This window comes from Pseudomonas putida W15Oct28 (assembly GCF_000708715.2).
GTDB lineage: Bacteria > Pseudomonadota > Gammaproteobacteria > Pseudomonadales > Pseudomonadaceae > Aquipseudomonas > Aquipseudomonas putida_R.
Genome location: NZ_JENB01000025.1, coordinates 25,040 through 48,021, shown reverse-complemented (window position 1 = coordinate 48,021; position 22,982 = coordinate 25,040). Strand labels below are relative to the sequence as shown.

General features: G+C 64.2%; 19 protein-coding genes. 11 read left to right on the top strand and 8 right to left on the bottom strand.

Annotated features, from left to right (window positions below; all coding sequences use genetic code 11):
- Window positions 1-80: 80 nt before the first annotated feature.
- Window positions 81-2,036: a TonB-dependent receptor domain-containing protein gene (locus AK81_RS17985; RefSeq protein ID WP_050491912.1), complete on the top strand. Its 1,956-nt coding sequence runs from the start codon at window positions 81-83 to the stop codon at window positions 2,034-2,036.
- Between the two features lie 214 nt (window positions 2,037-2,250).
- Here the strand turns inward: AK81_RS17985 and AK81_RS17980 are convergent, their stop codons facing one another.
- The 3 genes from AK81_RS17980 to AK81_RS17970 all read right to left on the bottom strand — a co-directional run bounded on the left by AK81_RS17980 (window position 2,251) and on the right by AK81_RS17970 (window position 6,184).
- Window positions 2,251-3,588 (bottom strand): ATP-binding protein, encoded by a 1,338-nt coding sequence (locus AK81_RS17980; RefSeq protein WP_043201015.1) that lies wholly within the window; start codon window positions 3,586-3,588, stop codon window positions 2,251-2,253.
- Between the two features lie 25 nt (window positions 3,589-3,613).
- Entirely contained in the window at window positions 3,614-4,354 is a 741-nt protein-coding gene (locus tag AK81_RS17975; RefSeq protein ID WP_043200933.1) for a response regulator, read from the bottom strand.
- 405 nt (window positions 4,355-4,759) lie between these two features.
- Window positions 4,760-6,184: a PLP-dependent aminotransferase family protein gene (locus tag AK81_RS17970; protein ID WP_043200930.1), complete on the bottom strand. Its 1,425-nt coding sequence runs from the start codon at window positions 6,182-6,184 to the stop codon at window positions 4,760-4,762.
- Window positions 6,185-6,509: 325 nt separating this feature from the next.
- On the opposite strand from AK81_RS17970, the gene AK81_RS17965 reads away from it, so the two are divergent.
- On the top strand, window positions 6,510-7,919 hold the full coding sequence (locus AK81_RS17965) for an amino acid permease (RefSeq protein ID WP_043200928.1): 1,410 nt from the start codon (window positions 6,510-6,512) through the stop codon (window positions 7,917-7,919).
- 3 nt (window positions 7,920-7,922) lie between these two features.
- Here the strand turns inward: AK81_RS17965 and AK81_RS17960 are convergent, their stop codons facing one another.
- A complete protein-coding gene (locus tag AK81_RS17960; RefSeq protein WP_043201014.1) occupies window positions 7,923-8,102 on the bottom strand; it encodes a hypothetical protein in 180 nt (59 codons plus the stop codon).
- Window positions 8,103-8,219: 117 nt separating this feature from the next.
- On the opposite strand from AK81_RS17960, the gene AK81_RS17955 reads away from it, so the two are divergent.
- The 3 genes from AK81_RS17955 to tam all read left to right on the top strand — a co-directional run bounded on the left by AK81_RS17955 (window position 8,220) and on the right by tam (window position 10,581).
- Window positions 8,220-8,756, top strand: coding sequence for an RNA polymerase sigma factor (locus tag AK81_RS17955; protein ID WP_043200925.1), 537 nt, complete (start codon window positions 8,220-8,222; stop codon window positions 8,754-8,756).
- Window positions 8,753-9,622: a FecR family protein gene (locus tag AK81_RS17950; RefSeq protein WP_050491910.1), complete on the top strand. Its 870-nt coding sequence runs from the start codon at window positions 8,753-8,755 to the stop codon at window positions 9,620-9,622. Before AK81_RS17955 ends, AK81_RS17950 begins: the two co-directional genes overlap by 4 nt.
- Before the next feature lie 182 nt (window positions 9,623-9,804).
- Window positions 9,805-10,581: a trans-aconitate 2-methyltransferase gene (gene tam, locus AK81_RS17945; protein ID WP_043200923.1), complete on the top strand. Its 777-nt coding sequence runs from the start codon at window positions 9,805-9,807 to the stop codon at window positions 10,579-10,581.
- On the opposite strand, the gene AK81_RS17940 is transcribed toward tam, so the two are convergent.
- Window positions 10,571-10,942, bottom strand: a complete 372-nt coding sequence (locus AK81_RS17940) for a DUF2784 domain-containing protein (RefSeq protein ID WP_043200920.1) — start codon at window positions 10,940-10,942, stop codon at window positions 10,571-10,573. The two genes, tam and AK81_RS17940, sit on opposite strands and share 11 nt — an antisense overlap.
- A gap of 140 nt (window positions 10,943-11,082) precedes the next feature.
- A complete protein-coding gene (locus AK81_RS17935; protein ID WP_043200917.1) occupies window positions 11,083-11,952 on the bottom strand; it encodes a LysR substrate-binding domain-containing protein in 870 nt (289 codons plus the stop codon).
- A gap of 244 nt (window positions 11,953-12,196) precedes the next feature.
- Here AK81_RS17935 and AK81_RS17930 point away from each other — a divergent pair, with 244 nt between their 5' ends.
- From AK81_RS17930 to AK81_RS17910, 5 genes are all read left to right on the top strand, one after another.
- Entirely contained in the window at window positions 12,197-13,513 is a 1,317-nt protein-coding gene (locus tag AK81_RS17930; protein WP_043200913.1) for an MFS transporter, read from the top strand.
- 15 nt (window positions 13,514-13,528) lie between these two features.
- Window positions 13,529-14,920, top strand: a complete 1,392-nt coding sequence (locus tag AK81_RS17925; protein ID WP_043200910.1) for an FAD-dependent oxidoreductase — start codon at window positions 13,529-13,531, stop codon at window positions 14,918-14,920.
- 97 nt (window positions 14,921-15,017) lie between these two features.
- On the top strand, window positions 15,018-15,731 hold the full coding sequence (locus AK81_RS17920) for a YebC/PmpR family DNA-binding transcriptional regulator (protein ID WP_043200907.1): 714 nt from the start codon (window positions 15,018-15,020) through the stop codon (window positions 15,729-15,731).
- A 135-nt stretch (window positions 15,732-15,866) separates the two neighbouring features.
- On the top strand, window positions 15,867-16,811 hold the full coding sequence (locus AK81_RS17915; protein ID WP_043200904.1) for a LysR family transcriptional regulator: 945 nt from the start codon (window positions 15,867-15,869) through the stop codon (window positions 16,809-16,811).
- Window positions 16,812-17,012: 201 nt separating this feature from the next.
- Window positions 17,013-18,425 carry a DOPA decarboxylase gene (locus tag AK81_RS17910; RefSeq protein WP_043200901.1) on the top strand — a complete coding sequence of 471 codons (1,413 nt, stop codon included), beginning with the start codon at window positions 17,013-17,015 and terminating at the stop codon, window positions 18,423-18,425.
- Window positions 18,426-18,560: 135 nt separating this feature from the next.
- Here AK81_RS17910 and AK81_RS17905 read toward each other — a convergent pair whose 3' ends face one another.
- Window positions 18,561-19,934 (bottom strand): MFS transporter, encoded by a 1,374-nt coding sequence (locus tag AK81_RS17905; RefSeq protein ID WP_043200898.1) that lies wholly within the window; start codon window positions 19,932-19,934, stop codon window positions 18,561-18,563.
- Between the two features lie 288 nt (window positions 19,935-20,222).
- Here AK81_RS17905 and quiC point away from each other — a divergent pair, with 288 nt between their 5' ends.
- Entirely contained in the window at window positions 20,223-22,130 is a 1,908-nt protein-coding gene (gene quiC, locus AK81_RS17900; protein ID WP_043200896.1) for a 3-dehydroshikimate dehydratase QuiC, read from the top strand.
- A gap of 156 nt (window positions 22,131-22,286) precedes the next feature.
- On the opposite strand, the gene AK81_RS17895 is transcribed toward quiC, so the two are convergent.
- Window positions 22,287-22,955: a class I SAM-dependent methyltransferase gene (locus AK81_RS17895; RefSeq protein WP_043200894.1), complete on the bottom strand. Its 669-nt coding sequence runs from the start codon at window positions 22,953-22,955 to the stop codon at window positions 22,287-22,289.
- Window positions 22,956-22,982 lie beyond the last annotated feature (27 nt).

Sequence of the window (22,982 nt, the reverse complement as noted above, 5' to 3'; positions counted from 1 at the left end):
TTGCTGTCACACTTTGTCCCAGCTTCAAAAATGCAGGTGATTAGGATTCCCATTCACAACGAATCCACAGGATCACCTGCATGTCCGCTACACGCCGTCTCATCTGCTGCTCCTCCACGTTCACCGCCCTTATGGCCGGCCCGCTGCATGCCGAGACCGCAGCTGTCCAGCCGGTACCGCTAACCCTCGAAGAAATGGTCGTCACCGCTGCCGGCTATGAGCAGCGTGTCGAGGATGCCCCTGCGTCGATCACCGTGATCGAAGGCGAAGACTTGCGCCGCAAGTCGTACCGCGATCTGGGGGACGCGGTGCGTGACGTGGAAGGTGTGACGGTGAACGGCGGCGCCAACGAAACCGATATTTCCATTCGCGGCATGCCCGGCGACTACACGCTGATCCTTGTCGACGGCAAGCGCCAGAGCGCTCGCGAGTCGCGGGTCAACGGCAATGCCGGTTACGAGCAGAGTTTCGTGCCCCCTGCGGCCGCCATCGAGCGCATCGAGGTGGTCCGCGGGCCGATGTCGTCACTGTATGGTTCCGATGCCATCGGCGGGGTGATCAACGTCATCACCCGCAAGGTGGCGCGGGAGTGGGGCGGGTCCATCGGCTATGACTACTCGCTGCGTCAGCACAGTGACGAGGGCAACGCCGGGCAAACCAGTTTCTACCTGAGCGGGCCGCTGAAAGAGGACCTGCTGGGGTTGCAGGTGTGGGGCCGATACCTGAATCGCCAGGCCGACGACGACCTGGAACTGACCAATGGCCACAGCAAGGCCGACCACAAGGACCTGACGACGCGGCTGTCCTTCACCCCGACCATCGACCACGACATTCTGCTGGAAGCAGGCGCCACGCGCCTGAAAAACGGCGATGGCCTGAGCGCCAACTGGGCTACCCGCGAGCAGGAAAACAACCGCGATCACTGGTCGCTGTCGCACCAGGGCCGCTGGGGTTGGGCAACTTCAGACATTGCCCTCTACCAGGAAACCACCAGCCGCGAAGGCAAGGCCACCCCCGATCAGACCGACATCTACGGACGCAAGCCGGAAATCCGCAACCGTGTGTTCGACGCCAAGTTGGTGATCCCAACCGCGCACAACACCACCACCGTCGGCACGCAATGGCAGGAGAGCCAGGTCACGGACTGGAACCAAGGGTTGGGTGACCGGGTGAATCGTGAGTTCAAGGTGACCCAAAAAGCGCTGTTCGCTGAAAACGAATGGTCGGTGACCGACACCTTCGCCCTGACTGCCGGCCTGCGCCTGGATGATCACGAGCAGTACGGCAACCACTTCAGCCCGCGGCTGTACGGGGTGTGGCGAGCGACCGACCAGTTGACCTTCAAGGGCGGCGTGGCCCGTGGCTTCAAGGCGCCGGAACTGCGGGCGGTGGTGGAGGGCTATGCCTATGTGCGACGTAACCGCTTCGTGATGCTCGGCAACCCCGACCTGAAGCCGGAAACCAGCACCAACTATGAAGTCTCGGCGCTGTGGTCGAACCGCGACAACCTGCAGGCCGGTGCAACGTTGTTCTACAACGACTTCCAGGACAAGCTTTCGACGGTGACGACCGACCGGCTGTGGAACGGCTATATCGTCATGGACCGGGTCAATGTCGACAAGGCAGTGATCCGCGGTGTGGAACTGACCGGGCAGTGGGATATCAGCCGGGATGTGCTGCTCAAGGGTAACTACACCTACACCGATTCAGAGCAGAAAAGTGGCGCCAACGCCGGTGCGCCGTTGGCCCTGACACCCAAGCAGAAGGCCAGCCTGCGCAGTGAATGGCGCTTGAGCGACCGCGCCCAGGCCTGGGCAGCGGTGAGCTACTACGGCGAGGAGTATGGCAATACGGTCACGGCCGAAAGCGCGCCGGGCTATACCACGGCAGACATTGGCGGGTCGCTTGATGTAACCGATGCCCTGACCCTCAATGCGTCGTTGAACAACATCACCGACAAGCGCCTGGATGACGAAACCTACGGCACGGTGAGCTACGGGCGCACGTTGTGGATGGGGGCTACCTACAACTTCTAAGATGGATGCCCATCCGGTTTCCGCAAGCGCACACTTCAGAGCGGTCGCGGTCACTTGTAGGAGCGGCCTTGTGTCGCGATCGGGCTGCGCAGCAGCCCCCGTTTTCTGCATCACAGCCAATATCGCCGGGGCCGCTTTGCGGCCCTTTCCGACCGGTCCGGCGCCCCGGCAAGGCCGCTCCTACAAGGCTTGCGTAGCGCTGAATACAGTTTTCTCACACCAGGCACTTGGGGTCCCCCAAGGCCTGTGGCAGCTTCAGCACTGCACACAATCCCGCCGGTTGCCGGTTCTCCAGCACCAGTTCGCCGCCATGTGCCTGTACGCACGCCCGCGCAATCGCCAGCCCCAACCCCAGTCCGCCGTTGCCGTGCCCCAGCTGCACAAATGGCTCGAACACCTTTTCCAGCCACGCCTCAGGCAGCCCGGGCCCTTGGTCGAGAATTTCCAGCACGATCATCCCGGCCTGCACCTCCACGTCAACCTGCGCCGTCCCGCCATGCTTCAGTGCATTGTCGATCAGGTTGGTCAGTGCCCGCTTTAGCGCCAAGGGCCGGCAATACAGGTAGACATCGGCACGTTTGCCCAGGGCCAGGGAGTGCCCCAGCAGGCCGTAGCGGCGAGCCAGCTCGCCCAGCAACGCATCCAGTGCAATACGCCGGGTAGGCTCCTGCACCGCGTCATCGCGCACAAAACCCAGCGTTTCACGCACCATCGCCGCCAGCTCTTCCAGGCTCTCCAGCATGTCGTCCCGCGCCTCACCGGGCTCCAGCAGTTCCACCTGCAGGCGCAGTTCGGTCAAGGGCGTGTTCAGGTCATGGCTGATGGCCGCCAGCAGCCGTGTACGGCCTTCGACATGGCGTGCCAGGCTGGCCTGCATGGTATTGAAGGCGTGCGTCAGTTCGCGGGCTTCAGCAGGGCCGGCCAGGGGCAGGGGCGCGATCCATTCGCCTCGGCTGACCCGCTCGGTGGCCCGGGCCAGCGATTTGACCGGGCGCAGCACGCGGCTGATGCAGAACACCACCACCAATAGCACGGGCAAGGTGGTCACCGGCAGGCTGTAGGCCAGCACGCTGCCCCATTGATAGGCGCCGCTGGGGTGCTGGATGGCGTTGAGGAACAGACCGTTGCCCAGGGCCAGGCTGCTGCGCAGTTGCAGCGGTGCCCAGCCCGCAGGGCTGAGCAGGTGGCTGCGGGCGTCGGCACCGTTGGCCCGTTCAAGCTGCAAGGTCAGGCTGTTTTCGGCGGGCAGCGCCAGGCGCGTGCGCAGGTCGTTGGCCAGGCGTTGTTCTTCGGCACGCGGGGGAAATGGCTCCACCTCCGGCTGGCGGGCAACCCAGAAGCGAGTCTCGCGGTTGCCCATGTGTGCCAGCAGCTTGCTGCTTTGCCCTGATGGCAGTTCACGGGCGGCATGGTAAGCCGTGGCCAGGCGCTCCAGGCTGGCGTTGCGCGACAGCGGGTGCAACAGGCTGCCGTGGTGGTGCAGCAGCATGATGCCGATCAGGTGTGACGCCACCAGGGCCAGGCACAGCAACAGGCTCAGTTGATGCAGCAGGCGCTTAGGCCAGCACTGGCGCAGCCTAGTCATGCACGACATCTGCGGCCAGCACGTAACCGCTGCCCCACAGGGTACGCAGCAGTTCGGGGGCCTGTGGGTCGTAGGCCAGCTTACGGCGCAGGCGACTGACCTGGCGGTCGATGGCGCGGTCACTAATGTCGCTGTCGTGGGCGGCGGTCAGGTCTACCAGGCGCTCACGGGTCAGAGGGCTGTGAGGATGGGCCAGCATCACCTGCAACAGCCGGCTTTCTGCTGTGCTCAATTGCACGGGGGGCATGCTGTCGCGGCTCAGGGTCGCGCTGCTGCTGCAGAACTGCCAACCGGCAAACCGGTAGCGCTGGGGTTTCCCCACCACGGTACTTGCCTGCAGCCGTGCCTGGGTTGCCTGATGACGGCGCAACACGCTGTTTAAACGGGCGACAAGCTCACGGGGCTCGAAAGGCTTGGTCAGGTAGTCGTCGGCACCCAGGTCCAGGCCGCGGATACGGTCAGCGGTGGTGTCACGGGCGGTCAGCAGAATTACCGGCAGGTTGCAGCGCCGGTGCAGTTGCTGGCACAGGTCGAAGCCATCACCGTCGGGCAGCATCACATCCAGCACCACCACGTCGAAAGCCTGCTGCTTGAGCAGCTGCCACATGCCCCCGGCATCTTCGGCAGTGCGCACCTCGAAGTGGTGCCTGCGCAGGTAGGTGGCCAAAGGCTCGCGGATCTTGCGGTGGTCATCGACCACCAGCACGCGGGGGGCGGGGGCTTGAGGAGTCATTGGCGGTGCGGTATCGATGTGGTTGGTAGTCGGGGCAGAGGGTTATGTTACTACGAGTCATTATCATTTGTGCGCTGGGGGTGATGGTGCTAACAGGTGCATGCCACAGCATCTTCATCGCCTCTGAGATCGAGCGCCGCCCGCGCGGCGCATCGCCGGCAAGCCAGCTCCCACATTTGTTTCGGGCCAGTCACTTCTGTGGGTTCACCGCTGCTCGCCTTGTTAGTTCCCTTCGATATTGAAGGTGGCGCCGCTGCTTTTCATCAAGATCCTGCCATGCACCAAGGGTGCGCGCGCCCAAGGTGCAGGATTAACTGGCCCGAAACAAATGTGGGAGCTGGCTTGCCGGCGATGCGCCGCGCGGGCGGCGCTCGATCTCACAGGCGCTGAAGATGTTGTGGCGAACTACATCCCACCCCGGCGCACATGCTTGACGAACACCTTCTCCAGCAACTCCCACATCGCCGGGTCGGTACTGAACGCCACGTTGAAGCGCATCCACCCGGTCGCCTTGGCATCGACCATGAACAATTGCCCAGGCCCGAGCATGATGCCTTTCTCCAGCGCATCATCCAGCAACGCGGCACTGTCCGGAATGGCCGGGTGGCGGGTCCAGATGTACATGCCTTCATCCGATTCGGTGAACAGTTCGAAGCCCAATCGATGCAGATGCCGGCCAACTTCCTGATGCGCTTCGGCCAGCCGCTGGCGCAGGCGCTTGAGGTGCTTGCGCCAGCGGCCGTCGATGATCGCGGCGTACACCACACGCTCCATCACCTGCGAAGTGGTCAGGCCTGAGCGCATTTTCAGGTGCAGCAGTTTCTGCATCAGCTCGGGGTTGGCCAGCATGTAGCCCACCCGCACGTTGGGCGAAATGCTCTTCGAGTAGCTGCCCACGTACACCACTTGCTGCAGATGGTCCAGGCTGGCCAGGCATGGCTGCGGTTCGGTGACCATGTCGGCGTACAGGTTGTTTTCCACCAGGCGGAAGCCGTGCTGGCTGGCCAGTTGCAGCAAGCGGTGCAACTGCGGCAGCGGGGTGCGTGAGCAGGTCGGGCTGTGCAGGTGCGGCTGGGTGAAGAACGCCGTCGGGCGGTGATGGGCGAGCAGCTGCTCCAGCTGGTTCAGGTCGTAACCGGCCGGTGTGCGTGGCACGCCGACCAAGGTTGCGCCCTGGGTACGGAGGATGCTCATCAGGTTGGGGTAGCCGGGGTCGTCCACCAGCACCACATCGCCTGGGCGCACAAGTGTGCGGGCGGCCAGGTCCAGGGCCTGGCTGGCGCCGTGGGTGAGCATCAACTGCGCCGGGTTGGCGACAATCGACAGCTCTTGCTGCAGGTTCTGGGCGGTCAGTGCACGCAACTCCATCAGGCCCATGGGGTCGCCGTAGCCCGACAGTTCCAGTGGGCTACCCGCCACCTGGCGCAGCCCCCGACGCAGGCCTTCTTCGTACATCCAGTCGTTGGGCAGCCAGCCGCACCCCGGTTTGTAGGGCAACTGACGGATCTCGAAGATCTGCTGCAGGTACCACTCGGAGTTGAACGTTGGTCGACTGGCGTCCACCTCGGTATTGTGCCGGTCCAGCAGTTCGCCCGCCGCACGGTTGACGAAGAACCCCGCATTGCCACGGCTCACCAGCAGCCCTTGGGCGACCAGGCGGTCGTAGGCCTCGACCACGGTGAAGGTACTCACCGAATAGCTCGCGGCAAAGGCGCGGATAGACGGCACCTTGGCGCCCGGCTTGAGGGTCTGGTTGTCGATCAACTCACGCAACCCGTCGATGATCTGGTTGACCAGCGGGGTGGAAGAGTCTGGATGTAATTCGAACATTCGGGGCCTTCAGGGTGCGTATCGCCTGGCGTCTGCAGGGTGTACTGCAAGGGCGACCTGTACAGTGCAGTGCGAGATTCATGCCACTGTGCATGGCTCTCTGCGTCGGACATTTTTACATTAGGTGTCGGATATCGCCACATAAAGCATGTTCAGTTCGTTCCAGGCAGTCGTCCTGGGGCGCGTCAGCAGGCCGCCATGGAGGGCCTGCGTGTGTTCGTTCACACCATCCTGCCCGCATTAGCACTGATGTACAGGTGAAGCCGCCAGCCATCGGGGTTTCACGGTTTTCCTTGGATAAAAAGAAGCACGGGGTACACAACTGATGGACGCAACATCCACAACCACCACCGCGAAAGGCGGGCATGAGAGCAAGCTCAGTGCCTCGCTGAAGTCGCGCCACCTGACGATGATGTCGATCGCCGGGGTAATTGGCGGCGCCTTGTTCGTCGGTTCCGGCAGCGTGATCCACAGCGCCGGCCCAGCCGCTGTCCTGGCCTACCTGGCGGGCGGCATCCTGGTGGTGCTGATCATGCGCATGCTGGGTGAAATGGCGACTTCCTCGCCAGACACCGGCTCGTTCTCCACCTACGCCGACCGCGCCATTGGCCGCTGGGCCGGTTTCACCATCGGCTGGCTGTACTGGTGGTACTGGGTCATCCTCATGGCCTGGGAAGCCTATGTGGCGGGCAAGATCCTGCATGGCTTCTTCCCCGACGTTAGCGTCAACGTGTTCGTGCTGGCCACGACCCTGTTGCTGATCACCGTCAACTTCTTCAACGTCAAGCACTACGGTGAGTTCGAGTTCTGGTTCGCCTTGATCAAGGTGATCGCGATCGTCTGCTTCCTGATCGTGTGTACCGCTGCCGTGATGAACGTCTGGCAGTTCGGTGAAGTGCGTGGCATCAGCCACCTCACCGCCGAAGGCTTCATGCCCAATGGCATCACCACCGTGATCGGTGCATTGCTCGGGGTGATGTTCGCCTTCCTGGGCGCCGAAATCGTCACCATCGCCGCTTCCGAAGCCAAAGACCCGGCCGCGCAGATCGTCAAGGCCACCAACTCGGTGGTATGGCGTGTGTGCCTGTTCTACGTCGGTTCGATCTTCCTGATCGTCTGCCTGGTACCGTGGAACGACCCGCACCTGGGCGTTTCCGGTTATGGCGCCTACCGCCGTACCCTGGAACTGCTGGGCGTGCCGTATGCCGAGCTGCTGATGAACTTCGTGGTGCTGACCTCGGTGAGCAGCTGCCTGATCTCGGGCCACTACACCGCTTCGCGCATGCTGTTCTCCCTGGCCCAGCGTGGCGATGCGCCGTCGTTCTTCAAGATCACCCGTGCCGGCACCGGTGTACCGGTGTACGCGATCATGGGCTCGTGCGCCGTGGCCGTGGTGTGTGCGCTGATCAACTTCAGCGAGACCCTGCGCCCGAAAGACGTGCTGGATACCCTGATGAACACCACGGGCATGATCGCCCTGCTGGTGTACCTGGTGATTGCCTTCTCGCAACTGCGCATGCGCCGCAAGCTGATTGCCGAAGGCAAGGAAATTCGCCTGAAGATGTGGCTGTTCCCGTGGCTGACCTACCTGGCAATCGCGTTCATCGTGGCTGCATTGGTGACGATGGCCTTCATGCCTGACTACCAGATCCTGGTGATCTCCACCGGTATCGCAGCAGCGATCGTGGTGGCGATGGGTGTGGTGCACCAGATCCGCACTGGCAAGCAGCACTAAACGTTACTCGCGTCTGGAAACGGCCGGCTCCCTTGGGGACCCGGCCGTTTCGCGTTGTTGGGCCTGGGCTTTTTCTGCGGGCATGTGAAAGCGCTGGTTCATCCACGGCGAGCCGAGCAGGGCGGCGGCGGCAATCAGGGCCAGGATGGCGAGGGCGATGTAGGTCTTCATGGGCATGCGCATGTAAGGGATGACCTGAAGCATAGCCAGCCAGTTCCGGCAGGGTTGCTGGCCATTGGCTGACAAATGCCTGTGCCGGCCTCTACAATGCGAAGCATTATCACTTGGCGCCGGCCCTTCATGCCCAACACTCCGCCCAACCAGGAACTGCTTGACGCGCTGGCGTTGCATTATGACGACCTGGTCCGCTACATCCGCCAGCGCTTTCGCGACCGCCATTTTGCCCGCGACCTGGTGCACGACGTGTACCTGCAGATTCTCGACAAGCCACCCCGCCAGCGCATTTCGCTGCCGCTGGCATTTCTGCGCAAGGTCACCTTCAACCGGGCCATCGACCGGGTGCGCGCCGAATCGCTGCGTGCGGATTATCTGGCCGCCGCCAGCCATGACGAACCGGCCCTGGACAGCTGGGACGGTGCCCGCGAGCTGGATTTCGAGCAACAGCTGCATGCCCTGCTGGCGATCATCGAAGCCCTGCCGGCACGTCAGCGCCAGGTGTTCCTGCTGCACCGCATTCATGGCATGGCTCAGCGTGACATCGCCGCCGAGCTGGAGATTTCGGTCAACATGGTCACCCAGCACTTCAACCGGGCGTTGCGTACCATCGCCAGCCGCTGGGAACCGGCCCGGCGCCTGCAGGGCGAGGCGCGGGCATGAGCCAGGGCAAGCGTGAAAGCAAGGCCCAGGCCGACCCGTTGGAGGCGTTCAGCGAAGCCCTGCGTGAGCGGGTGGCGTCCCGCGAGGCGTTGCTCGCCGAAGGCAAAGCCATGACAGCACGCCGGCGCAAGGCCGGCAAGGCGGCCAAGGCCAGCCTGTTGTCGTTGCTGCTGGCGGGCAGCCTGTGGTGGCTGGACCCTGCCTGGCATATCGAGCAGGTGCGGGTGGCCGTGGGCGCGCAGCGCGAGCTGGTGCTGGCGGACGGTAGCCAGGTGCTGCTGGATTCCGGTAGCCGCCTGCGGATTGAACGGCGCCTGCGCAGCCGGCAGCTGGAGCTGGTCGAAGGGCAGGCGCGGTTTACCGTAGTGCATGCCGATGCGCCGTTCATTGTCCGCAGCCAGGGCGTGCGGGTGCGTGATATCGGTACGGTGTTCGACGTGCGCAGCGATGTGCGTGGCGTGCGGGTAGGGGTGCTGGAGGGGGCGGTCGAGGTCGGCAGTGGGCACGGCGCCGTGCAGCCACTGCGGGCTGGGCAGCAACTGCTTGCTGCTGCTGGCGAGTTGGGCGAGGTGCAGGCCGTGGCGTCAGGTGCGATGGAGGCCTGGCGCAGCTCGGTGTTGCGTTTTGACGGTACGCCGTTGCGCGATGCGATGGTGGATTTGCAGCGCTACAGCGAGGTGCCACTGCGGCTGGCGGATGAACGCACCGGTGGTTTGCGCTTGTCGGGTGAGTTCGACAGCCGACAGGTGCGGGCACTGCTGGAGCAGTTGCCTGCGGTGTTGCCAGTGACGGTGGTGCGCGCGGCTGATGGCGGGCTGGTCATTGGCCAGACTGATTCATCGCCAGCCTGGCGCAAACCCTTGTAGGAGCGGCCTTGCGTCGCGAAAGGGCCGCAGAGCGGCCCCAGGATCTTCGATACAGCACAGATTGCCGGGGCCGCTTTGCGGCCCTATCGCGACGCAAGGCCGCTCCCACAGGTTTGCGGAAGGGGCCCGTTGGGCGACAGATGGCATATGCTAGACACATTGCCCGCCCAAAGGAGCCGCACATGGCCTGGTCCGCCACCCAGTATTCACTGTTCGAAGACGAACGCACCCGCGCGGTGCGCGACCTGCTCGCCGCCATCCCGCCACGCCCGGTGCGCCACGCCACCGACCTGGGCTGCGGCCCGGGTAATTCCACCGAGGTGTTGCTGCAACGCTACCCCGATGCACAGGTGACTGCGCTGGACAGCGACCCGGACATGATCGACAAGGCCCGCGAGCGCAAGCGGCTGTGCATCCCACGGGTACGTACGGTCATCGCCGACATTGCCGGCTGGTCTGCACCCGAGCCGCAGGACCTGATCCTGGCCAATGCCTCGCTGCAATGGGTACCCGACCACGCCTCGCTGTACCCGCACCTGGTGCGTCAGTTGAGCGAAGGCGCCAGCCTGGCCGTGCAAACCCCCGACAACCTCGACGAACCGGCCCATCGGCAGTTGCGCGAGATTGCCAGCCAAGGCCCCTGGGCGGCGAAGTTCGCCGACTTCCAGTTGCCACCACGGCACGGTGCGGCGTTCTACTACGACTTGCTCAGCCCGCTGTGTGCGCGAGTGGATGTGTGGCGGACCACTTATCACCACCCTTTGGTGGGTGGCGCCGAAGCAGTGGTGGAGTGGTTCAAGGGTTCGGCGTTGCGGCCTTATCTGGCCAGGCTCGATGACCAGGAGCAGGCGGATTTCCTGCAGATGTACCTGCAGGCCATGCAGCGCGACTACCCGCCGGCCACCGATGGCAAGGTGCTGCTGCCGTTCCCGCGGTTGTTCGTGATCGCTACCCGCTAGGCCGTCGCCAGCGCCAGGCCACGTAGCTGTAAATGCCGAGGTTGAGCAGCAGCACGATGCTGCCCAGCAGCAGCTGGACCTGCGGGGTCAGCCCGGCGGGGTAGATCAGCGGCCAGATGTAGTGCTCGACAAAGCCGCCCTGGTACCCCGCGTCACCGGCGCCGCTGCGCATGCGGTTTTCCCAGGTGGTGAGCGGGCAGCCCAGCTGCAGGCACTCCACCGCCAGGCCCCAGGCCAGGGCCGGCAGGTGGATGAGCAGGGCGGGGCGCCACTTGAGCACCAGCAGGCCGCCGAACAGCACCAGCAGGATGAAGGCCAGGTGCAACAGGACCAGAGTGTCGGCGGCAAGGCGGTAGAGCATGGGGGGCGGTTTGTGGGTTGAGGTTATTCCAGCATAGTAGGGTTGCCTGCACTGGCCTCTTCGCAGCACAAGGCTGCCCCTACAGGGCAATGCGATAATCTGTAGGAGCAGCCTTGTGCTGCGAAAGGGCCGGTACAGGCTTACAAACCTTCTTCAACCATCTGCAAAAAGGTCGCCACCACCCGCCGCGTACGCTGCTCGCTCAGGCACACCAGCGTCTCGGTCAAATGCCGCTGACAATCCACGATCGGCAATGCACACACCCGCGCATCGGCGCCAAACTCCGCCGCCGACACCACGCCCACGCCAATCCCCACCACCACCGCCTCACGCGCCGCCTCGCGGCCTTCCACCTGGATTGCCGGGCGAATCCGCAAACCCGCCCGTTGCATCTCTTCTTCCAGCGTCTGTCGCGTCACCGAGCCGGGCTCGCGCAGCACCAATGGCGTGTCGTCCAGATCGGCCAGGCTGATCGAGCCGCGGCTGGCCCACGGGTGGTTGTGCGAAACAAACGCCACCATCGGGTCGCGGCGCAGTGGCAGGCAATGCAGGCGTTCATCGTCGACGTCCCGGCCGAGCAGGGCCAGATCAGCCTGGTAACTGAACAGGCGGGCCAGCGACTCATCGGTGTTGCCGGTCTCGATCTTCACCTGGATGCCCGGGTAGCGCTGGCAAAAGCGGGCGATCTGCGGCAGCACGTGCACCGGCGCATCCACCGCCAGCACCAGGCTGCCGGTGTGCAGCGCGCGCGAATCCTGCAGCAGGTCAAGGGCCTCGGCCTCGCAGGCGAACAGGCGCTGGCTGATGCCCAGCAGGCGCTCGCCCAGGTCGGTGAGCTGCACCGAACGCTTGTTGCGGTGAAACAGCAATACGCCGAAACGCTCCTCCAGTTTGCGCACCTGGTCCGACACCGCTGGCTGGGTCAGGAACAGCTTTTGCGCAGCGCGGGTAAAGCTGCCGTGCACGGCCACCGCATGGAAGGCCTTGAGTTGTGCGTGGGAAACCGACATGACTGACCTCAGTAACAAGCTGGGCTTATGTGTGAAATACGATAAATCGATTTTATTTATCTTAGCGCAACTGTTTCCATGCATGTCAGCCCGGTGCCGGCATCACGAATGGCGCCAGGGCCTTGGTGCCCACACGGTGCCACCTGACCCGATGACAGCCTCGTCATCGCTGTGCGTAACACAAGAACAAGACAGGCGTTTCTTCACATTCTGCCGGCACACTTGAGCAAGAGGTCAGACTCACATGAATCAATCCCTAGCCGCGTTCAAACGCTGGCGCATCCAGATTTTCGCCATCACCTGGCTGGCCTACGCCGCCTTCTACTTCACCCGCAAAGCCTTCTCGGTAGCCAAGCTGGGCATCGCTGAAGACCCAGGCTTCATGCTCGACAAGGCCGCCATGGCCAACCTCGACGCCATCTACCTGGCTGCCTACGCCGTGGGCCAGTTCACCTGGGGCATGCTCGCCGACCGCTTCGGCCCGCGTGTGGTGGTGCTTGGCGGGTTGCTGATTTCTGCGGTGGCAGCGGTGGTGATGGGCAGTTACGCCACCTTCCCGATCTTTGCCACGTGCATGCTGGTGCAGGGCCTGGCGCAGTCCACCGGCTGGGCCGGTTTGTGCAAGAACATCGGCAGTTTCTTCCCGGCCTCGCAGCGTGGGCGGGTATTGGGGCTGTGGAGTTCCTGCTACGCCTTCGGCGGCCTGGTGGCCTCACCGTTCGCCGGTTGGTGGGCCTATACCCTGGTGGGCACCTGGCACGCAGCGTTTTTCTCCAGTGCCGCCGTGGTGGCGCTGGTGGCCGTGCTGTTCTTCTTCCTGCAGCGCAACAAACCTGAGGATGTCGGCCTGCCGGCGGTGGAGCCCGAGCCGCAGAGCATGGCCCCGGCTGACAACCTGTGCAGCGTGTGGGCGCCGCTGAGGGAGATCATGCGCAACCGCACGGTGCTGACCCTGGGGCTTGCGTACTTCCTGTTGAAGCCGGCGCGCTACGCCATCCTGCTGTGGGGGCCGGTCATCGTGTTCGAGCAGATGCCCTCGGTAGGCAAGGTCGGCGCGGCAATCATCCCGACCGCCTTCGAACTGGCCGGGCTGCTCGGCCCGATCCTCATCGGCCTGGCCTCCGACAAGCTGTTCGGCGCCCGGCGCATGCCGGCCTGTGTCATCAGCCTGGTGCTGCTGACCGTGGCGCTGGCGGGGTTCATGGCGGCCATGCACACCGGCAACGTGATGCTGGTGGTGGCCTTGCTGTTCGTCATGGGCCTGACCCTGTACGGGCCCGACTCCATGATCAGCGGCGCCGCCGCCATCGATTTCGGCACCGCCAAGGCCGGTGCCACTGCCGCCGGCTTCGTCAATGGTTGCGGCTCGGTGGGGGCGGTGCTGGGTGGGTTGCTGCCGGGTTACTTCGACGGCGTCACGGTGTTCATCGTGTTCGCTGGCTGCGCGCTGTTCTCGGCGCTGGTGCTGCTGCCGCACTGGAACAGCCGCCCGGCCAGCAGTGTGCAAAGCAACGACGTGGCACCGAATACCAGCATGGCAATCAAGCCACTGCGTACCTGAAAGGAAAGCGAGCGAATGAGACCCTTCTGGCTGCAACAGGCCCTGGATTCCACGCAAGAGGCGGTGTGCCCGCCGCTGCAAGGCGATGCCCGCTGCGATGTGTGCATCGTCGGTGGCGGCTACACCGGCCTGTGGACGGCATTGATGCTAAAAGAGGCGGTGCCGGCCCTGGATGTGCTGCTGATCGAAGCCGACATCTGCGGCGCCGGTGCCAGTGGCCGCAACGGTGGCTGCGCGTTGTCCTGGTCGGCCAAGTACTTCACCCTCGAGCGCCTGTTCGGCATGGCCGAGGCGGTACGCCTGGTAAGCGAGTCGGAGCGCAGCATCGGTGACATCGGGGCGTTCTGCGCGGCAAACGGCATTGACTGTGACTACCGCCTGGACGGCACGCTGTACACCGCCACCAACGCGGCCCAGGTCGGCGCCACGGACGGGGTGATCGCCGCGCTGGAGCAGAAGGGCATCAATTCGTTCAGTCGCCTGCCCTTGGAACAGGTGCAGCGTCTGGCGGGCTCGGCGCGACACCTGGAGGGCTGGTTCTCGCCGGCAGCAGCCACGGTGCAGCCGGGCAAGCTGGTGCGCGGCCTGCGCCGGGTGGCCTTGCAGCGCGGTGTGCGCATTCATGAAGGCACCGCCATGACCGGCCTGGAGCACGGTGCCCCGGTGCAGGTACGCACCGCTCATGGAACCGTGCGCGCCGACCGCGTGGTGCTGGGCCTCAATGCCTGGATGGCGCGGGCTTTTCCGCAGTTCGAGCGCAGCGTGGCGATCGTTTCCAGCGACATGGTCATTACCGAACCGTGCCCCGAACTGCTGCGCCAGATCGGCCTGGACAGCGGCATCAGCGTGCTCGACTCGCGGATTTTCGTGCACTACTACCACAACACCTCCGATGGCCGGCTGATGCTCGGCAAGGGCGGCAACACGTTTGCCTATGGCGGGCGGATGCTGCCGGTATTCGACCAGCCGTCGCCGTACCGGCCATTGCTGGGCGAAACCCTTGGCGGGTTTTTCCCGGCCTTGGCCGAGGTGCCACTGGCGGCCAGCTGGAACGGGCCGTCGGACCGCTCGGTGACCGGTTTGCCGTTCTTTGGCCGGTTGGACGGGCAGGGCAACGTGTTCTACGGCTTTGGTTACTCCGGCAGCGGCGTTGGCCCGTGCCACATGGGTGGGCAGATTCTTTCGTCGCTGGCGCTGGGGCTGGACAACCCGTGGACCCGTTCGCCACTCGTGAAGGGGCCATTGGGGCTGTTCCCGCCCGAGCCGATCCGCTACCTGGGCTCGCTGGTGGTGCGCAACGCCATCCGCCGCAAGGAGCGCGCCGAGGACCACGGCCTGCGGCCACGCCGGCTGGATGTACGCCTGGCGCGGTTTGCCGCGGCGGCAGGCAAAGCCGATAAAGGCTGATGAGATTTCTTGTCGATCCCATGCCTGAGGGCGTATAAAATGCACCCACTTTTGGCCGGTCGCTTCCTGAACCGGCCGCTGAAACAAGAGAGTTGACATGGGCGCACAGTGGAAAGCCAAACATAGAGAAACAGCGGCCAATGCCAAAGGCAAGGTCATGGGCAAGCTGTCCAAGGAAATCCAGATCGCTGCCAAGTCGGGCGCCGATCCCGACATGAACCCGCGCCTGCGCCTGGCCATCGTGCAAGCCAAGAAGGCTTCGATGACCCGCGAGACCCTGGATCGGGCAATCCGCAAGGGTGCTGGCCTGGACGGTGACGCCGTGCAGTACCATGCGGTGAGCTATGAAGGCTTCGCGCCGCACCAGGTACCACTGATCGTCGAGTGCCTGACCGATAACATCAACCGCACCGTCGCGCAGATTCGTGTGCTGTTCCGCAAGGGCCAGCTGGGTGCCAGCGGTTCGGTAGCGTGGGACTTCAACCACGTAGGCCTGATCGAAGCCACCCCGGCAAGCGCTGACGCTGATCCGGAAATGGCCGCCATCGAAGCCGGCGCCCAGGACTTCGAGGAAGGTGAAGAAGAGGGCTCGACCCTGTTCATCACCGATACCACCGACCTGGATGCCGTGCAGAAGGCGCTGCCGGAGCAAGGCTTCACCGTGACCGCGGCAAAAATCGGCTATACCCCGAAAAACCCGGTGAGCGCAGCCAGCCTGAGTGCCGAGGCGCTGGCCGAGGTTGAAGCGTTCCTTGAGGCGATTGACGAGAACGATGACGTGCAGAACGTCTACGTTGGTCTGACTGCCTAAAAAGCCGGGGCCGCGTTGCGGCCCATTCGCGACGCAAGGCCGCTCCCACAGGGGTTATGCATTCCTCTGTAGGAGCGGCCTTGTGTCGCGAAACGAGGGCAAAGCCCTCGCCTGCGGTCTGGAGCCGAACCCTCGATGAACCCCACCTTCGCCTCCCTCAGCCTTGCCCACCTGCGCACCCTCGACCACCTACTGCAGCTGAAAAACCTCAGCCACGCCGCCGAGCGCCTGGGCGTCAGCCAGTCGGCCCTCAGCCGGCAGCTGGCCCACCTGCGCGAAGCCTTCGACGACCCGTTGCTGGTGCGCCAAGGCCGCGGCTACGTACTCAGCGAACACGCCGAAGCCTTGGTCGAACCGCTACGCCAGGTTCTCGAAGAGCTGCACGCGCTGCGCCAGCCCGCAGTGTTCGACCCGGCGCGCTGCGAGCGGCGCTTCTGCCTGGCCGCCTCGGACTATGTCGCCGAGCATATGCTGCCGCTGCTGGTGGCTGCGCTGGAACACGAAGCCCCGGGTGTATCGCTGGAATACCGTACCTGGCAGGCCGGCCAGTATGCGTTGCTGGCCAGCGGCGAAATCGACCTGGCAACCACCTTGTTCGACGAGTCGCCCCCCAACCTGCACGGGCGCTTGCTGGGTGAGGACCGTGCGGTGTGCCTGATGCGCCACGACCACCCGCTGGCCGCCCATGCCGCGCTCAGCCAGGCCGATTACCTGGCGCACAAGCATGTGCGCATTTCCGGCGGCGGCGACAAGGACAGCTTCATCGACCGCCACCTGCGTGCCCAGGGCCTGCAGCGGCGGGTCAGCCTGGAGGTGCCGTTTTTTTCCGCCACCGTAAAGGTCATCGCCAACAGCCAGGCCGTGGCCACCGTACCGGAGCACATTGCCCGGCAACTGTGCCGCCTGCATGACCTGGCCTGGCGGCCGCTGGGCTTTATCGACCACAGTCAGCGCTACTGGGTGGTATGGCACCAGCGCCTGCAGGCTTCGGCCGAGCACCGCTGGTTGCGCAACCGGGTGTTCGAGCTGTGGCGTCAGTCGCAGTTCGGCGTGCAGGGTGGGCATGCGGGTTTGCCATAGCAGGTATGCGCGATGCGGGGTTATTCGCCGGGGGATAGGTGCCTAGACTGGGGGCATTGTGTTGCCTGTTCCGGCCCTATCGCCGGCAAGCCAGCTCCCACAAGTCAGCCACAAGGTCTGAAGCCTATGGAGTACCTGTGGGAGCTGGCTTGCCGGCGATAGGGCCGGAACAGGCAGTGGATTACCCACAGGAGAGCCCACGTGACCCCCGAACAATTCCGCCAGTACGGCCACCAACTGATCGACCTGATTGCCGACTACCGCCAGACCGTCGGCGAACGCCCGGTCATGGCCCAGGTCGAGCCTGGCTACCTGAAGGCCGCCTTGCCCGACAGCGCTCCCCAGCAAGGTGAGCCCTTCGAAGCCATCCTCGACGACGTCAACCAACTGGTCATGCCCGGCCTGTCCCATTGGCAGCACCCGGACTTCTACGGCTACTTCCCCTCCAATGGCACCTTGTCCTCGGTACTTGGCGACTTCCTCAGCACCGGCCTGGGCGTGCTGGGCCTGTCGTGGCAGTCCAGCCCGGCGCTGAGCGAGCTGGAAGAAACCACCCTCGACTGGCTGCGCCAGTTGCTCGGCCTGTCGGGCCAATGGAGCGGGGTGATCCAGGACACCGCATCGACCAGCACTTTGGTGGCGCTGATCAGCGCCCGCGAGCGCGCCAGCGACTACGCACTGGTGCGCGGTGGCTTGCAAGCCCAGGCCAAGCCCCTGATCGTCTACGTCAGCGCCCACGCCCACAGCTCGGTGGACAAGGCCGCGCTGCTGGCCGGCTTTGGTCGCGACAACATCCGCCTGATCCCGACCGACGAACGCTATGCCTTGCGCCCGGAGGCGCTGCAGGCCGCCATCGAGCAGGACCTGGCAGCGGGCAACCAGCCATGCGCCGTGGTGGCCACCACCGGCACCACCACCACCACCGCGCTGGACCCACTGCGCCCGATCGGCGAGATCGCCCAGGCCCATGGCCTGTGGCTGCATGTGGATTCGGCCATGGCCGGTTCGGCGATGATCCTGCCCGAGTGCCGCTGGATGTGGGACGGCATCGAGCTGGCCGATTCGGTAGTGGTCAATGCGCACAAGTGGCTGGGCGTGGCCTTCGACTGCTCGATCTACTACGTGCGTGATCCGCAGCACCTGATCCGGGTGATGAGCACCAACCCCAGCTACCTGCAATCGGCGGTGGATGGCGAGGTGAAGAACCTGCGTGACTGGGGCATCCCGCTGGGCCGTCGGTTCCGCGCGTTGAAGCTGTGGTTCATGTTGCGCAGCGAGGGTGTCGAAGCGTTGCAGGCGCGGTTGCGGCGTGACCTGGACAATGCCCGGTGGCTGGCAGAGCAGGTCGGGGCGGCGGCGCAGTGGGAAGTGCTGGCGCCGGTGCAATTGCAGACCTTGTGCATTCGCCATCGGCCGGCGGGGCTGGAAGGGGAGGTGCTGGATGCGCATACCAAGGGGTGGGCCGAGCGGCTGAATGCGTCCGGGGAGGCGTATGTGACGCCGGCGACGCTGGATGGGCGGTGGATGGTGCGGGTGTCGGTGGGTGCGCTGCCGACTGAGCGGGAGCATGTCGAGCGACTGTGGGCGCGCTTGCAGGAAGTGATCAAAGGCTGAGATTGCCGGGGGCCGCGTTGCGGCCCATTCGCGGGCTTGCCCGCTCCCACAGGATCGCACCGAGGCTGAAGCTGTGCGGTACCTGTGGGAGCGGGCAAGCCCGCGAATGGGCTGCAAAGCAGCCCCAGCGGTCTATCAGTGGCTCACTGCCTGAAAGCTACCTTTACGGCTAGCTTCATAGGCTTCTTTCTCCATCGGCTTGGCGTCCGGGTTACCCAGGTCTTCCATCGCCAGGCGGTGGGTTTCCGGGGCGATGTAGGCTGCCAGGGCGCACACGCAGGTGATGAAGAACGCCAGGCTACCTACCACCAGCGGGATGTTGTCCGAGCCAGGCGGTGCAATCAGGGCGAACAGCGCCGGCAGCATGGCGGTCAGCATGGTGCCGATGTTCTGCGCGATGGCCATGGCCGAAACGCGGTAGCGGGTGTGGAACAGCTCTGGGTAGAAGCTTGGGAACACCGCGTTGTAACCCTGATACACCATGCCCCACATCACGATCGAGGCGGCGAACGCCATGGGCACGTTCTGGATGCTGATGGCATACAGGTAGACGAAGGCCAGCAGGCCAGAGCCCAGGCAGCCGGCGATCATGGTCGGGCGACGGCCGATCTTGTCGGACAGGTTGCCGATAAACGGGATCACCAGCACCGCAACGATGTTGCCGACTACCGGAATCCACAGGTAGACGCTCTTGTCGAAGCCGATGCCATAGGCCGGCTGCACAGCGTATGCCGCACCGAAGATGGTGGCCACCACCGGGATCACGTTCATCAGGGCCATGAACATCACCAGCACCATGTGCTTCCAGCTGTGGCGGAAGGCCTCGCGGATTGGCGACTTGGCAACTTTGTCCTGCTTCTCTTCCTTCACAAAGGCTGGGGTTTCATGCACTTCCTTGCGGATGATGAAGCCTGCAATCAGCACCACGGCGCTCATCAGGAACGGTATGCGCCAGCCCCATTCGGTGAAGGCTTCGCTAGGCATGAAGTAGGCCAGTGGCAGGAACACCGCCGCTGCCAGCACCTGGCCCGCTTGCACGCCTTGCAGGGTGAAGCTGGCGTAGTAGCCTCTTCGACCGAACGGCGCGTGCTCCATGATCATGGAACTGGCCCCGGAGATCTCCCCGGCCACGGCAAAGCCCTGGATCAGGCGCAGCACCACCAGCAAGGCCGGTGCGAGGTAGCCGATGTCGTGGTAGGTAGGCAGCAGGCCTACCGCCATGGTCGACAGGCCCATCAGGAACATGCACAGCAGCAGCACGTTCTTGCGACCGCGGGTGTCACCCCAGTGGCCCAGCACGAAAGCACCGACCGGACGCGCCAGGTAGCCCACGCCGTAGGTGGCCAACGAGGCGATGATGGCCATTTTCGGGTCAGTATTGGGGAAGAAGATCTGCGGGAAAATCAGTGCAGCGGCCTGGGCGTAGATGAAGAAGTCGTAGTACTCGAGTGCCGAGCCTATCCATCCACTGGCGGTCGCTTTTTTGGCTTGCGAGCTGGAGTGAGCCATCGTTGTCTCCGTTGTTATTGTTGTTTGCGCAGGTTCCGCCGTTGGTTCGCCAAGGCAGGAGGCAGTGGTCGGTGTGCCTGCGTCTGTGGTTCATGTTGACCACGGGCCAGCGGTCTAGCAATTCGTTAAAACGGGTTTTGTGCGATAATCGAACGCAAAACTAACCATTCCGTACAAAGAGATTGAAGCGACGACTTTACCTGCGAATAATCGATCGTGCCATAAACTGTGACAGGGGTTTTTTACCTGACTGGCACCGTCATTTTCTAACAACAAGGAACTCCCGTCATGCAGCGTTCGATCGCTACCGTGTCCTTGAGCGGCACCCTGCCGGAAAAGCTCGAAGCCATCGCCGCCGCCGGTTTTGACGGCGTCGAGATCTTTGAAAACGATCTGCTCTATTACGCTGGCAGCCCGCGCCAGGTGCGCCAGATGTGCGCCGACTTAGGGATAGCCATCACCCTGTTCCAGCCGTTCCGCGACTTTGAAGGCTGCCGCCGCGACCGCCTGCAGAGAAACCTCGACCGCGCCGAGCGCAAGTTCGACCTGATGCAAGAGCTGGGCACCGACCTGGTGCTGGTGTGCAGCAACGTGCAGGCCGATGCCCTGGGTGATGAGCAACTGCTGGTCGATGACCTGCGCCTGTTGGGCGAGCATGCCGGCAAACGCGGCCTGCGCATTGGCTACGAAGCCCTGGCCTGGGGCCGCCACGTCAATACCTACCAGCAAGTCTGGAACCTGGTGCGCCAGGCCGACCACCCGGCCCTCGGGGTCATCCTCGACAGCTTCCACACCTTGTCGCTGAAGGGCGACCCAAGCGCGATCCGCGACATCCCCGGCGACAAGATCTTCTTCGTGCAGATGGCCGACGCGCCGATCCTGGCCATGGATGTGCTGGAGTGGAGCCGCCACTTCCGCTGCTTCCCGGGGCAGGGCGAAATGGACATGGCCGGTTTCCTGGCGCCGATTCTTGCCACTGGCTACCGTGGCCCGCTGTCGCTAGAAATCTTCAACGACGGCTTCCGCGCCGCGCCCACCCGGCAGAATGCCGCCGACGGCCTGCGTTCGCTGCTGTACCTCGAAGAACAGACCCGCTTGCGCCTGGAGCAGGAAAACACGCCGATCGAACCTGGCGTGCTGTTTACCCCGCCAGCGGCCAGCGCCTATGACGGCGTGGAGTTCCTTGAATTTGCGGTCGACGAAGCCGTCGGCGCGCGCCTGGGCAGCTGGCTGAAGCGCCTGGGCTTTGCCGAAGCCGGCAAGCACCGCAGCAAGGACGTACAACTGCTGCGCCAGGGCGATATCAACATTGTCCTGAACGCCGAGCCGTACTCCTTCGGCCACAACTTCTTCGAGGCCCACGGCCCGTCGCTGTGCGCCACCGCGCTGCGGGTCAAGGACCCGCAAGCCGCCCTGAAGCGCGCCACCGCCTTCCGTGGCCAGCCGTTCCGCGGCCTGGTCGGCCCCAACGAGTGCGAAGTACCGGCGGTACGTGCACCGGACGGCAGCTTGCTGTACCTGGTGGAGCAGGGCACCGCTGGCCAGACCCTGTACGACACCGATTTCAGCCTGGACAACAGCGCCCCCGCCACGGGCGGCCTGCGTCGCATCGACCACATGGCCCTGGCCCTGCCAGCCGAGTCGCTGGACAGCTGGGTGCTGTTCTACAAGAGCCTGTTCGACTTCGCCGCCGACGACGAAGTGGTGCTGCCCGACCCGTATGGCCTGGTCAAGAGCCGTGCCCTGCGCAGCCAGTGCGGCACCTTGCGCCTGCCGCTGAACATCTCGGAAAACCGCAATACCGCCATTGCCCATGCACTGTCCAGCTACCGCGGTTCGGGGGTGCATCACATTGCCTTCGATTGTGACGACATCTTCCGTGAAGTGGCGCGTGCCAAGCTGGCTGGAGTACCGCTGCTGGAAATCCCGCTGAACTATTACGACGACCTGGCGGCGCGCTTCGATTTCGACGACGAGTTCCTCAGCGAACTGGCGTACTACAACGTGCTGTATGACCGCGACGCCCAGGGTGGCGAGTTGTTCCACGTGTACACCGAACCGTTTGAAGAGCGCTTCTTCTTCGAAATCATCCAGCGCAAGGGTGGCTATACCGGTTACGGCGCGGCCAACGTCGCGGTCCGCCTTGCGGCCATGGCCAAGGCCCGCAGCGGCGCGGCGCGCAAGCCAGTCCTGTAACGCGGTCATTGTGGGAGCGGCCTTGCGTCGCGAAAGGGCCGCAGAGCGGCCCCAGGGTCTCTGTGGCGTTGCAAATATTGCTGGGGCTGCTTTGCAGCCCTTTCGCGACGCAAGGCCGCTCCCACACATCCGCTTCATGACGGCCAAAGCGTCGCTTCAGGGGCGCTCAGCCACCATCAACAACGACTGCGGCACCGCGCTTTGCGGGTGCTGTGGCTCCTGCAAACTGACCAGCCGCAATCCCGCCATGTCCAGCGCATTCAGCCAGCTGGCCAGGGTGCGGAAATACCACGGCATCGGCTGCCAATTCCCGGTAAACCCGGCAAACGACTCCTTCCGCCAGCCATCCTGATACTCCCCGCCTGCCACGCTCCAGGGGTGCAACGTCTGGATCACCAGTGCGCCTCCCGGCACCAGCAAATCTTTCATGGCCGCCAGCAACGGGATGACGTCCTGGTGCAACAGTGCAAAGTTGGCACAGACCACGTCATACCCTGTGCCCACATAAGCCTGTGCATCGGCCAGCTGCGCATAGCTGGCCAGGTGCACCTCGGCCGAGCCTGCTGCGCGCGCGGCATCTACCAGCGTCCGGTCACCATCCACGCCCACGGCTTCGATACCGCGGTCATCCAGTGCACGCAGCAACCAGCCCTCACCACAGCCCAGGTCCAGCACCCGACCGGGCTGGCGGCCAAGGATGGCTAGCAGGATGGCCTGGTCGGTGACCTGGCGACGGCTCTCGATGGCACCGCTGCGCACGGCGTCGATCCAGGCGTGGGCGTTGTGCTGCCAACTGTCGAGTAGGGTGCTTTCAGGGTCAGGCATGGTGGTGTCCCGGTGGTTGAACTTGCG

What these genes read in the sequence shown, in the direction of transcription:
- AK81_RS17985 (WP_050491912.1), top strand. Translation starts at nt 81, where the DNA reads ATGTCCGCTACACGCCGTCTCATCTGCTGCTCCTCCACGTTCACCGCC.
- AK81_RS17975 (WP_043200933.1), bottom strand. Translation starts at nt 4,354, where the DNA reads ATGACTCCTCAAGCCCCCGCCCCCCGCGTGCTGGTGGTCGATGACCAC.
- AK81_RS17970 (WP_043200930.1), bottom strand. Translation starts at nt 6,184, where the DNA reads ATGTTCGAATTACATCCAGACTCTTCCACCCCGCTGGTCAACCAGATC.
- AK81_RS17965 (WP_043200928.1), top strand. Translation starts at nt 6,510, where the DNA reads ATGGACGCAACATCCACAACCACCACCGCGAAAGGCGGGCATGAGAGC.
- AK81_RS17960 (WP_043201014.1), bottom strand. Translation starts at nt 8,102, where the DNA reads ATGCGCATGCCCATGAAGACCTACATCGCCCTCGCCATCCTGGCCCTG.
- AK81_RS17955 (WP_043200925.1), top strand. Translation starts at nt 8,220, where the DNA reads ATGCCCAACACTCCGCCCAACCAGGAACTGCTTGACGCGCTGGCGTTG.
- AK81_RS17950 (WP_050491910.1), top strand. Translation starts at nt 8,753, where the DNA reads ATGAGCCAGGGCAAGCGTGAAAGCAAGGCCCAGGCCGACCCGTTGGAG.
- tam (WP_043200923.1), top strand. Translation starts at nt 9,805, where the DNA reads ATGGCCTGGTCCGCCACCCAGTATTCACTGTTCGAAGACGAACGCACC.
- AK81_RS17940 (WP_043200920.1), bottom strand. Translation starts at nt 10,942, where the DNA reads ATGCTCTACCGCCTTGCCGCCGACACTCTGGTCCTGTTGCACCTGGCC.
- AK81_RS17935 (WP_043200917.1), bottom strand. Translation starts at nt 11,952, where the DNA reads ATGTCGGTTTCCCACGCACAACTCAAGGCCTTCCATGCGGTGGCCGTG.
- AK81_RS17930 (WP_043200913.1), top strand. Translation starts at nt 12,197, where the DNA reads ATGAATCAATCCCTAGCCGCGTTCAAACGCTGGCGCATCCAGATTTTC.
- AK81_RS17925 (WP_043200910.1), top strand. Translation starts at nt 13,529, where the DNA reads ATGAGACCCTTCTGGCTGCAACAGGCCCTGGATTCCACGCAAGAGGCG.
- AK81_RS17920 (WP_043200907.1), top strand. Translation starts at nt 15,018, where the DNA reads ATGGGCGCACAGTGGAAAGCCAAACATAGAGAAACAGCGGCCAATGCC.
- AK81_RS17915 (WP_043200904.1), top strand. Translation starts at nt 15,867, where the DNA reads ATGAACCCCACCTTCGCCTCCCTCAGCCTTGCCCACCTGCGCACCCTC.
- AK81_RS17905 (WP_043200898.1), bottom strand. Translation starts at nt 19,934, where the DNA reads ATGGCTCACTCCAGCTCGCAAGCCAAAAAAGCGACCGCCAGTGGATGG.
- quiC (WP_043200896.1), top strand. Translation starts at nt 20,223, where the DNA reads ATGCAGCGTTCGATCGCTACCGTGTCCTTGAGCGGCACCCTGCCGGAA.
- AK81_RS17895 (WP_043200894.1), bottom strand. Translation starts at nt 22,955, where the DNA reads ATGCCTGACCCTGAAAGCACCCTACTCGACAGTTGGCAGCACAACGCC.